General features: G+C 71.8%; 8 protein-coding genes. All 8 read left to right on the top strand.

What is annotated here, in order from left to right:
- Positions 1-2: 2 nt before the first annotated feature.
- Positions 3-1,268, top strand: coding sequence for a 6-phospho-beta-glucosidase (locus ACZ4WS_RS11360; RefSeq protein WP_467979366.1), 1,266 nt, complete (start codon positions 3-5; stop codon positions 1,266-1,268).
- On the top strand, positions 1,265-2,278 hold the full coding sequence (locus tag ACZ4WS_RS11355; protein ID WP_467979364.1) for an N-acetylglucosamine kinase: 1,014 nt from the start codon (positions 1,265-1,267) through the stop codon (positions 2,276-2,278). Before ACZ4WS_RS11360 ends, ACZ4WS_RS11355 begins: the two co-directional genes overlap by 4 nt.
- Positions 2,279-2,667: 389 nt before the next feature.
- A complete protein-coding gene (locus tag ACZ4WS_RS11350) occupies positions 2,668-4,128 on the top strand; it encodes a hypothetical protein (RefSeq protein ID WP_467979363.1) in 1,461 nt (486 codons plus the stop codon).
- 14 nt (positions 4,129-4,142) lie between these two features.
- Positions 4,143-5,159, top strand: coding sequence for a glutamate ABC transporter substrate-binding protein (locus ACZ4WS_RS11345; RefSeq protein WP_467979361.1), 1,017 nt, complete (start codon positions 4,143-4,145; stop codon positions 5,157-5,159).
- Between the two features lie 77 nt (positions 5,160-5,236).
- Positions 5,237-6,568, top strand: a complete 1,332-nt coding sequence (locus ACZ4WS_RS11340) for a hypothetical protein (protein ID WP_467979359.1) — start codon at positions 5,237-5,239, stop codon at positions 6,566-6,568.
- The gene (locus ACZ4WS_RS11335; protein WP_467979357.1) at positions 6,565-9,123 is read left to right on the top strand and encodes a serine/threonine-protein kinase; all 2,559 of its coding nucleotides are present in this window, start codon (positions 6,565-6,567) and stop codon (positions 9,121-9,123) included. Before ACZ4WS_RS11340 ends, ACZ4WS_RS11335 begins: the two co-directional genes overlap by 4 nt.
- Positions 9,124-10,488 carry a PP2C family serine/threonine-protein phosphatase gene (locus ACZ4WS_RS11330; protein ID WP_467979356.1) on the top strand — a complete coding sequence of 455 codons (1,365 nt, stop codon included), beginning with the start codon at positions 9,124-9,126 and terminating at the stop codon, positions 10,486-10,488.
- A 144-nt stretch (positions 10,489-10,632) separates the two neighbouring features.
- Positions 10,633-11,979 (top strand): vWA domain-containing protein, encoded by a 1,347-nt coding sequence (locus ACZ4WS_RS11325; RefSeq protein WP_467979354.1) that lies wholly within the window; start codon positions 10,633-10,635, stop codon positions 11,977-11,979.
- The last annotated feature ends 3 nt before the right edge of the window (positions 11,980-11,982 follow it).

The raw sequence follows: 11,982 nt of genomic DNA, 5'->3' as shown, positions 1-11,982 counted from the left end.
ATATGAAACTCACCGTGGTCGGCGGAGGGTCGACCTACACACCCGAACTCATCGACGGTTTCGCCCGGTTGAGGGACAACCTGCCCATCGAGGAACTGGTCCTGGTCGACCCGGCGGCCGAGCGCCTGGAACTCGTGGGCGGCCTGGCCCGCCGCATCTTCGCCAAGCAGGGCCATCCCGGCCGCATCGTCACCACCTCCGACCTGGACGCGGGCGTCGAGGGCGCGGCCGCGGTGCTGCTGCAACTGCGCGTCGGCGGACAGGCGGCGCGCAACGAGGACGAGACCTGGCCCCTGGAGTGCGGCTGTCTCGGACAGGAGACGACGGGCGCGGGCGGCCTGGCCAAGGCGCTGCGCACGGTGCCGGTCGTCCTCGACATCGCGGAGCGCGTACGCCGCACGAACCCGGACGCCTGGATCATCGACTTCACCAACCCGGTGGGCATCGTGACGCGGGCCCTGCTCCAGGCGGGCCACAAGACGGTCGGACTCTGCAACGTGGCGATCGGCTTCCAGCGGAAGTTCGCCGGACTGCTCGGGGTCGCACCCGCCGATGTGCACCTCGACCATGTGGGCCTCAACCACCTCACCTGGGAAACCGGTGTGCGCCTGGGCGGTCCCGAGGGCGTGAACGTCCTCCCCAAGCTGCTCGCCGAGCACGGCGACGCCATCGCCGACGACCTGCTCCTGCCGCGCAGCATCGTCGACCGCCTCGGCGTGGTCCCGTCCTACTACCTGCGCTACTACTACGCGCACGACGAGGTCGTACGGGAGCTGCGCTCGAAGCCGTCCCGCGCCTCCGAAGTCGCCGAGATGGAACGGCAGTTGCTCGAGATGTACGGCGATCCGGCGCTCGACGAGAAGCCGGAGCTGCTCTCCAGGCGCGGCGGCGCGTACTACTCGGAGGCCGCCGTGGACCTCGCGGCCGCGCTGCTCGGCGGGGGAGGCAGCCCGTACCAAGTGGTGAACACATACAACAAGGGCACCCTCCCCTTCCTGCCGGACGACGCGGTGATCGAGGTGCAGGCGGCGATCGGTTCCAAGGGGCCGAGCCCGCTTCCGATGCCGTCCGTGGACCCGCTGTACGCGGGCCTGATGGCCAATGTGACGGCGTACGAGGACCTGGCCCTGGAAGCCGCCCTGCGCGGCGGCCGCGACCGGGTCTTCCGGGCCCTCCTCTCCCACCCCCTGGTCGGCCAGTACGCCTACGCCGACGCCCTCACCGACCAGCTGATCGCGCACAACCGGGAGCACCTCGCGTGGGCATGACGTCATCGGGACCCGGCGCCGGGACGGCCGCCGGGTCCGGCCCCGCGGGCCTGGTCCTCGCCATCGACGCGGGGAACAGCAAGACCGACGTCGCGGTGGTCGCGGCCGACGGCGAGGTCGTCGGCACGGCGCGCGGCGGGGGCTTCCGGCCTCCGGCCGTGGGGATCGAGGCGGCCGTGGACGCGGTCGCCGACACCGTACGGCGGGCCTTCGCCGAGGCGGGTGTCGGTGCCGTGGCCCATGTCTCCGCCTGTCTCGCCAACGCCGATCTCCCGGTCGAGGAGGAACAGTTGGCGGCCGCCCTGCACGCGCGCGCGTGGGGCACGAGTGTCGAGGTGCGCAACGACACCTTCGCGATCCTGCGGGCCGGGATCGCCGAGCCGCGCGGAGTCGCCGTGGTGTGCGGCGCCGGAATCAACTGCGTCGGGATGCGCCCCGACGGCCGCACCGCCCGTTTCCCGGCGATCGGACCCATCTCCGGTGACTGGGGCGGCGGCTGGAGCCTTGCGGAGGAGGCCCTGTGGCACGCGGCCCGCGCCGAGGACGGCCGGGGAGGCCCCACGGCGCTCGCCCGCACCCTGCCCGCGCACTTCGGCCTCACCTCCATGTACGCCCTCATCGAAGCCCTCCATCTGAAGCACATCGGCAACGCCCGGCGCCATGAGCTGACGCCCGTCCTCTTCGCCACGGCGGTGGACGGCGATCCGGTGGCCCGCGCGATCGTGGACCGGCTGGCGGACGAGGTGGTCGCGATGGCCACGGTCGCCCTGACCCGGCTCGACCTCCTGGCCGAGGAGGCCCCGGTCCTCCTCGGCGGCAGCATCCTCGCCGCGCGCCACCCCCAACTCGACGACCGTATCCGTGAACTCCTCGCGGCCCGCGCCCCCAAGGCGGTCCCCCAGGTGGTCACCGCCAGCCCCGTCCTCGGCGCCGCCCTCCTGGGCCTCGACCACCTACAGGCCCCTGACGAGGTCCACGCACGCGTGCGGGCGTTTTACGAGGGGGGCTGAGCAGAGGGTTTTCGCCCCCGCCGCCCCTACCCGTCCCTTCCTGGGGCTCCGCCCCAGACCCCGCTCCTCAAACGCCGGAGGGGCTGAAGTCTTTTAGCCCGTCCGGCGTTTGAGGACGAGGCCGTTCAGGCCGAAGCGGGAGGCTGGGGGCGCAGCCCCCAGGTACGGGACGGCACCGGGGTCGGGCGGGAACCGAACAACCCCGGAACACGTGTTCATGGACAGGGGGGTGGTGCGGCAAGCTTCGCGCTGCGCTGTAATCCGAACAAGATCCAGTCAAGGCCTGTGCGGATGTCAGTCCCGGCGGCGATACTTGCGGCCGTGCACCCTTGTCCGTGCTCCCGCGCACGGGACGAAGGTGACCGACAGATGACCATGGGGGAGGTCAAGTGACATACCCGCCGAACGGCAGCACGGCGCCACCGGGACAGGTGGCGCCCACGATGCCGTCCGTGCCGCCGCAGTCCGGACCTCCGGCACCGCAGAGCGGCCCCGCTGCACCGCAGCACGGCCCCGCGACGCCCGCACGCCGTACGGCATGGGCGGAGGGCATCGACCGGCTGCGCGCCGCGGCGACGACGGAGCCCGGCCGGCTCCGGATCATCGGCGCCGTCCTCGCCCTGCTGGTCGTCGCCTTCGGCACGGTCACGGCCTGGCAGATGACGGAGCGTTCGGCCGCCGCGGACGACGTGCTGCACCGCAGCCAGCCGCTGAGCGCGAGCGCGGCGGACATCTACCGCTCCCTCGCCGACGCCAACACGGCGGCCTCCAGCGGCTTCCTGGCGGGCGGCCAGGAGACGAAGACCTCGCGGGACCGGTACGAGAAGGACATCAAGACCGCCGCCGCGAAGCTGATCACCGCCGCCGCCAACTCGGATCCGGGCTCCCCCTCGGCGGACACCATCTCCAAGCTGAACAAGCTGCTGCCCGAGTACAAGGGCCTGATCGAGCGGGCCCGCGCCAACAACCGGCAGGGCTTCCCCCTCGGCGGCGCCTATCTGCGGTACGCCAACGAGAAGATGCAGGAGCAGATGCTCCCGGCGTCGAAGGATCTCTACGAGCGGGAGAACCAGCGGCTGAGCGCCGACTACGCCGACGCGAAGCCCTACCCGTGGGCCTCCATCGGCCTCGGCGTACTCGCCCTCGGCGGCCTCGTCTGGGCCCAGCGGCGCAACTACCGCCGCACGAACCGGGTGTTGAACCAAGGCCTGGTCGCCGCCACCGCCGCCTCCACGGTCGTACTGCTCTGGCTCGTCGTCGGGCACAGCGTCGCCCGCGCGGGACTCAACGAGTCGTTCGACCACGGGGTCCGCTCTCTGAACGTGCTGCATGACGCCCGGATCGCCTCCCTGAACGCGCGGGGCAACGAGAACCTGACGCTGGTCAGCCGCGGCGCCGAGACCAAGACACTGGCCGACGGCAAGACCGTGGATCGCTTCGACTACGACTTCCAGCAGGAGATGAAGTCGCTCACCAAGGGTCTGACCCTGGCGGCCGACCTGGCCGACGACCAGGCGGGCGAGAAGCCCGTACAGGCCGCGACCGGCAACATGAAGGTGTGGAAGACCCGCCACACGGAGGCCCGCGCGGCCGACGACGCGGGCGACTACCAGGGCGCACTGGACAAGGTGATCGGCGCCAAGAGCGACCAGCCGACGGGCGAGTGCTTCGACGGCGTCGACAAGAACCTGGCGATCGCGCTGGCGCACGAGGAGAGCGAGTTCAAGCAGGCGGCGACCGACGGCCGGGACGCGATGACCGGCCTCCCGGTGGGCGCGGCGGTCCTCGCGGTGCTGGCCGCGGCGGGCGCGCTGCTCGGCATCGGGCGCAGGCTTTCGGAGTACCGGTGAGAGGGGGAGCGGCGATGACAGCACGACGCCTGAGGGCAAGCCTGAAGGGCTGGGGCGGCGTGGGCGCGATGGCCGTCGCCTGCGTCCTCACCGCGGCCTTCGCGCTGCTGCCGCTGACCGACGCGGGCGGGGACGACAGCACGGGAATCGGCGGCCAGGGCGTCGCCGAGGGCACCCAGGCGAAGGCCGACGAGTGCACCGATCCGCAGGACCAGAGCCTCGCCCCGTCCGGTGACGAGAGCCGCACGGCGGTCGCGGCCATCAAGAAGCGCGGCTATCTGTCGGTCGGCGTCGACCAGAACAGCTACCGCTGGGGCTACCGCGATCCCAACAGCACCAAGAAGAACAGCGACCTGGAGGGCTTCGACATCGATCTCGCGCGCGAGATCGCGAAGGAGATCATCGGCGACCCGAACGCCATCCGGTTCCACGCCATCCCCACCAACCAGCGCATCCCGGCGATCCAGAGCGGCCAGGTCGACATGGTGGTCCGCGCCATGACCATCAACTGCGTGCGTCTCAAGGACGTGGCCTTCTCCGCCCCCTACTTCCTGACCGGCCAGCAGATCCTCGCCTCGAAGACCTCGGACATCACGGGGTACGACAAGTCGCTGGCGAACAAGAGGCTCTGCTCGGCGGCGGGCTCCACCGCGCTCGACAAGCTGACGGCCGACAAGGCCGACGGCAAGCTCGTCCCCTCCGCCGACATATCCACCACCGTCCCCAACCAGCTCGACTGCCTGGTGCGGCTCCAGCTCGGCGAGGTCGACGCCGTCGTGACCGACGGCGCGCTCGCCGCGAGCCAGGCCGCGCAGGATCCGACGGTCGAGCTCAAGGGCAACCGCTTCACGACCGAGTACTACGGCGTGGCGATGAACAAGCAGTCCGACGATCTGGTACGCCGGGTCAACCAGGTTCTCGTGGACTACCGCAAGAGCGGCGGCTGGCGCGCGTCGTACGACAAGTGGCTGTCCCCGACCCTGGGCGCGGACTCCGAGTCGGCGAACCCGCCCGCGGCGAAGTACAAGTAACCGACCTGATACGACTGGAGAGTTACCCGGGCGCACCGGACACGCGCGCAGGGAACGAAGAGAGCGAGAGGTGATCGATGGGCGTCACGGGACCCCCCGGGCCGGTGATGGACCGGGACGAGGTGGACCGTGCGCTGGCGCGGCTCGGCGCGGAGCACGAGGCCATCGAGACCTCGCTCCTCGCCCTGCAGGACCACGCGGGCCGCAGACTCCTCGAAGGCGCCGAGCTCACGGGCACGACGAAGGAGCGCTGGACGTCCGCGGAGGCGTCGATCAGCCTGCTGTGGGCGTACTTCGACGCGTACACGGACGCGCTGCGCTCCGCGCGCGACATCCGTTCCCGCCGCCGCTGGTCGAGCCGCGAGGACCTGGTCGAGCTGACCGAGCTGCTGCGCGGCTCCAGCATCACGGTCGCCGGGTCCACCACCGCCACGGCGAACGCGCCGACGCTCTCGGGGTCGGCCAAGCTCAGCGAGCAGTTCTCGCTGAGCGCGCTGGTGGAGCGGATGAACGAGCTGTACGCGTCCTCGCTCGACATGGTCGTCGCCTCGGACGCCGTGTGGTCCGCGCTGCCCGCCCGGATCGATTTACTGGCCGCGGAACTCCAGCGCACCCGCCAGCTCGCGCACTCCGTCGGCGTACGCCCCGGCGAGCACCCGGCGGGCGACGACCTGGAGCGGATCACCCGCACGCTCACCACGCTGCGTGAGCGCGTGGTCTCCGACCCGCTGGCCTTCTGGCTGCCCGCGCAGGGCAGTTCGGCGCCCGGCGGCGGACGCCCCGACACGACGACGTACGACCGCGAGGCGCGCGCCCTGGAGGACGTGCGCCGGGAGATCGACGCGGTGCTCACCGTCCGCCAGGACGCGGAGGCACGGCTGGTGAAGCTGCGGGACGTGCTGAGCCGCGCGGACCGCACGCTCGCCGAGGCGAGAAGCGCCCGCGGCGAGGTGCTCGCGAAGATCGCCGCGTCCGAGGTGCCCGCCGTCAGCGGTCCGCCGACCGCGCTCCAGGAGCAGCTGGCGACGGCCGCCGAGTACCGCAGACACGCCCAGTGGCACCGCCTCTCGCCGCTCCTGGAGTCGCTGGAGGAGAAGGCCGAGGACGAGCTGCTGCGCGCCCGCGAGTCGTTGACAGCGGTCACCGCGCCGCTGGCGGTCCGCGCGGAGCTGCGCGGCCGCCTCGACGCGTACAAGGCGAAGGTCGCCCGGCACGGCCTCGCGGAGGACCCGTTCCTCATCGAGCGCTACGACGCGGCGCGGCGCATGCTGTGGAGCGCGCCCTGCGATCTGCGCGTCGCGGCGGAGTCGGTGCTGCGCTACCAGCGCGCGGCCGCCGATCTGCTCAACCCGCGGGTGCCCGAGCAGAGCGGGCCCCATGACCGTGTGGACCGGAGGGGGGAATCGTGAGTCAGCAGGCTGTGAGTGGACAGCAGAAGTGCCAGCGGCCCGGTTGCTCGGGGTCGTACGAGGACGTGGGCGGCGGCGAGCTGTACTGCGACACATGCGGTCTGGCCCCGGTCGTCTCGACGAACGGCACGGTGGGCTCACCCCCGACCGGGATCACGGCGGGCGGCAGGGACTCGCGCGGATCGGGCAGAAGTAGCGCGCGCAACAGTTCGCGCGCCAGCTCCCGTACGTCGTCGCGCTCCTCGCAGTCGCGGCGCTCGGTCTCCGGGCGCCTCTCGCGCTCGCTGTCGGGCAGCTCGACGGGCCGCTCGGTGTCGGTCCGCAGCTCCGGTTCGACCGCGGGTTCCTCCGGGCGGGGCCGGCTCGGCGTCGGCCTGGTCGAGGTCCCGGACGTGCCGCGCCCCGACCCGCGCGCGATGGTCCAGGAGAACCCGGAGGTGCCCGAGCGCAAGCGGTTCTGCTCGCGCTCCGACTGCGGGGCGCCGGTGGGGCGTTCGCGCGGCGAGCGGGCAGGGCGCACCGAGGGGTTCTGCACGAAGTGCGGCCACCCGTACTCGTTCGTGCCGAAGCTGGCCGCGGGCGACATCGTGCACGGCCAGTACGAGGTGGTGGGCTGTCTCGCGCACGGCGGCCTCGGCTGGGTCTATCTCGCCGTCGACCGCGCGGTCTCCGACCGCTGGGTGGTCCTCAAGGGCCTGCTCGACACGGGCGACCAGGACGCGATGGCCGCCGCGATCTCCGAGCGGCGCTTCCTCGCGGAGATCGAGCACGCCAACATCGTGCGGATCTACAACTTCGTGGAGCACCTGGACCAGCGGACGGGTTCGCTGGACGGGTACATCGTCATGGAGTACGTCGGCGGCAAGTCCCTCAAGGAGATCGCCAACGACCGCCGTACGGCGGACGGGAAGCGGGATCCGCTGCCGGTGGAGCAGGCCTGCGCGTACGGCATCGAGGCCCTGGAGGCGCTCGGCCATCTGCACACCCGCAACCTCCTCTACTGCGACTTCAAGGTCGACAACGCGATCCAGACCGAGGACCAGCTCAAGCTGATCGACATGGGTGCGGTGCGCAGGATGGACGACGACGAGTCGGCCATCTACGGCACGGTGGGCTACCAGGCGCCGGAGGTGGCCGAGGTCGGCCCGTCCGTCGCCTCCGACCTGTACACGGTCGCCCGCACCCTCGCCGTGCTCACCTTCGACTTCCAGGGCTACACGAACGTCTTCGTGGACTCCCTGCCCGACCCGGACAACATCGAGGTCTTCCGCCATTACGAGTCCTTCTACCGGCTCCTCGTCCGCGCCACCGACCCCGACCCGGCCCGCCGGTTCGCCTCCGCGCAGGAGATGTCCGAGCAGCTGACCGGCGTCCTGCGCGAGGTCGTCTCCCTCCAGTCGGGCCGTGCCCGCCCGGCGCTGTCCACCCTGTTCGGGCCCGAACTGAAGGTCACGGACACGGAGTTGTTCGGCCGACTGGACGGGGATGTGTCGCGATTGGGGACGCGGGAGATTCCCGTACGAGGGAAGAAGGGCGCACCCCGGCTGCCTGCCGGCACGAACGGGACCCCCGTCCTTCCCCCCGTACCCGGACCCGTTCCGGCCACCCTGGTCAAACCCGTCCAGGGTGCCGCCACGGCGCTCGCGCTGCCCGTCCCCCGGGTGGACCCGAGCGACCCCAACGCCGGTTTCCTCGCGGGGCTCATGGCCTCCGCTCCGGCGGAGCTGATCGCGGCGCTGCACACGGCGCCGGCGGGCTCGCTGGAGCTGCGCCTTCGTGAGCTGCGGGCCCGTCTCGAGATGGGCGAACTGGGCAGCGCGGGCAGGGCGCTCGACACCTTGGAGGCGGACCACCCCGACGACTGGCGGGTGGTCTGGTACCGGGGCGTGACGGCCCTCGCGACCGGGGAGTACGAGATCGCGGCGCTGTCCTTCGACGCGATCTACGACGCCTTCCCCGGCGAACCCGCGCCCAAGCTGGCCCTCGGCCTGTGCGCGGAGGTGCTCGGGCAGCTGGACAACGCCGCCGAGTACTACCGCCTGGTGTGGACGACCGACCCCAGCTATGTGAGCTCGGCGTTCGGCCTGGCCCGCGTGCAGCTCGCCGCGGGCGACCGCCGTGGCGCCGTACGCACGCTGGAGTCCGTACCGGAGGCGTCGATCCACTACACGGCGGCGCGGGTCGCGGCCGTACGGGCGCGGCTGCGGCAGCGGCTGGCCCAGGAGGCGGCGGCCGCACCGTTCCTGGACGATCTGACGGCGGCAGCCGGACAGGTCGAGGCCCTTGACGGATACGGTCTGGACGCGGTCCGGCGCGAACAGTTGTCGACGGAAGTCCTTGGCTGCGCGCTGGACTGGATACTCTCCGGTAGCCAGGGTTCCGCTCCGGCCTCCGGCGGCGGACGTGTGCTGCTCGGCAGTGAGCTCGACGAGCGCGGCCTCCGCTTCGGCCTCGAACGCTCGTACCGGACGCTGGCCCGGCTCGCGCAGGGCGGCGAGGAGAGGATCGACCTGGTGGAACGTGCCAATCGTTACCGCCCCCGGACGTGGGTGTGATTGATGTCGCAGATGCCCCAGCCGACGGCCCTTTCGCGGTGCCCCAGTTGCGAGGAGCCGCTGGAGGCCGGTGACCGCTTCTGCGGTGCGTGCGGGTACGACCTGTCGGTGGTGCCCGCACCGCCCGAGGATCACCCCACGATCACCATGAACGGCACCTCGTCGCGGCCCCCTTCGGCCTCCGCGTCGGTGGACTGGCCCGTCGCGCCCGAGGTCGACAGCTCCGACACGCCCGCGCCGGTGCACCGGGCCGCGGACATCCGGGGCACGGACTCGGGCGGCTCGGAAATCCCGCACGCCGCCGCGGGATCCGCCGGCGTGCGGTTCGACAGGCCCTCGGAGCCGGACGAGTACCCCTTGGCCGCACCCCAGGCCGCGCCGCAGGCCCCTCCCTCGGCCGAGGCGCCCGCCGATCCGCGCACCGCCGACCTCTCGACGCCGCCCGCGGGCACCAAGCTGTGTGTCGCCTGCCGCTCGGGCAGCGTGGACAGCGACGGCTACTGCGAGAACTGCGGGCACGCCCAGCCGCGCGAACGCGACCACATGGAGCATGAGTTGGGCGCGGTCGCCGCGGTCAGCGACCGGGGCCTGCGCCACCACCGCAACGAGGACGCGTTCGCCATCTCCTCGGCCGCGCTGCCCGACGGTTCGCCCGCGGTCGTCGCGATCGTGTGTGACGGCGTCTCCTCCGCGACCCGCCCGGACGAGGCCTCGCTCGCCGCGTCCCGCGCGGCCAACGAGGCACTGCTGGAGGCCCTGCCGCTCGGCACGCACCCGCAGCAGGCCATGCACGAGGCGATCATCGCGGCCTCGCACGCGGTCAACGCCCTGGCCGACACACCCACCTCGCACGACGAGCACGCACCCCATGTGAACGCGCCGGCCTGCACGCTCGTCGGCGCCGTCATCACCCCCACCCTGCTGATCGTCGGCTGGGTCGGCGACAGCCGCGCCTACTGGGTGCCCGTCGACCGGAGTTCGCCCCCCGCCCGGCTCACCGAGGACGACTCGTGGGCCGCGCAGATGGTCGCGGCGGGCCTGATGAGCGAGGCGGAGGCGTACGCCGACGAGCGCGCCCACGCCATCACGGGCTGGCTCGGCGCGGACGCGTACGAACTGGAGCCGCACACCGCTTCCTTCAAGCCGGACCGGCCGGGTGTAGTGGTGGTGTGCACCGACGGACTGTGGAACTACGCGGAGGCGGCCGAGGACATGGCGGAGGTCGTGCCCCTCGACGCGGCCGAGAGGCCCCTGCACAGTGCCCAGGTCCTGGTCGGCCACGCCCTGGACGGCGGGGGCCACGACAACGTAACAGTGGCGGTCCTGCCGTTCCCCGCCCCGCCACAGGGGGCAGGATCGGCCTGAGGCCGCGAACCGCAGAACCGCAGAACCGCGAACGAGGCGACGGTCTGGGCCGTCGAACGGGAGCGGCCTCGGACCGGAGGGGACCGGTCCGCATACAGTCATCGCCCCGCGGTACCGCGGGGTCCTGAGGGGGACAGAGAAGGCATGGCCAATTTCTCCAAGTCGAACGTGCCGCAGTTCTCGGTGGACGTGTACCAGAACGAGTACCTGCCCGAGGGCGGCCGCGAGGTCAACGCGATCGTCACGGTGAGCGCCACCGGCGGCGGCACCATCGGAAGCGCCGTCGCGTCGCCACACCTGTACACGGCGGGGCAGGGCCCGGACGCGGCCGTGGCGATCATGGTCGACTGTTCGGGCTCGATGGACTACCCGCCGACCAAGATGCGGGGCGCGCGGGACGCGACGGCCGCCGCGGTCGACTCCCTGCGCGACGGCGTGCACTTCGCCGTGATCGGCGGCACGCACATCGCCAAGGAGATCTACCCGGGCAACGGGCGGCTGGCCGTGGCGGACGCGGCGACCCGCGACCAGGCCAAGCAGGCGCTGCGCAAGCTGAGCGCGGGCGGCGGTACGGCGATCGGCACCTGGCTGCGGCTCGCCGACCGCCTGCTGTCGTCGGCGGACGTCTCGATCCGGCACGGCATCCTGCTCACCGACGGCCGCAACGAACACGAGTCGCCCGAGGACCTGAAGGCCGCCCTGGACTCCTGCGCCGGGCGCTTCACCTGTGACGCGCGCGGTGTCGGCACGGACTGGGAGGTCAAGGAGGTCACCGGGATCGCCTCGGCGCTGCTCGGCACCGCCGACATCGTCGCCGACCCGGCCGCCCTCGCCGCCGACTTCACGCAGATGATGGAGACGGCCATGGGCAAGGAGGTCGCGGACGTCGCCCTCAGGCTGTGGACACCCGTCGGCACGGCGGTCAAGTTCGTCAAGCAAGTGGCCCCCACAGTCGAGGAGTTGACCGACCGCCGCACCGAGGCGGGCCCGCGCGCCGGTGACTACCCCACCGGTTCCTGGGGCGACGAGTCCCGCGACTACCACGTGTGCGTCGAGGTCCCCTCGGCCGGAATCGGCCAGGAGATGCTGGCCGCCCGGGTCTCTCTGGTGATCCCGCGGGGCGACGGCAGCGTGCAGAACCTCGGCGCGCAGGGGCTCGTACGGGCGGTGTGGACCGAGGACATGGTGGCGTCGACGTCGATCAATCCACAGGTCGCGCACTACACAGGTCAGGCGGAACTGGCGCAAGTCATCCAACAAGGTCTGGATGCCCGCAAAGCGGGGGATATCGATGGAGCAACGGCCAAGCTGGGACGCGCCGTTCAGCTCGCCAGCGCGTCCGGCAACGCCGATACTGCGAAACTGCTTGCGAAGGTGGTGGACGTCGTCGACGCCGCGGCAGGTACTGTGCGATTGAAGGCAAGGGTCGCAGAGGCTGACGAGATGACCCTTGAGACACGGTCCACAAAGACTGTTCGTGTAAAGAAGTAGCGA

This window comes from Streptomyces sp. NPDC029292 (assembly GCF_055569295.1).
Note: the sequence above shows the minus strand (reverse complement) of the source record. Positions and strands in the feature narration are given on the sequence as shown.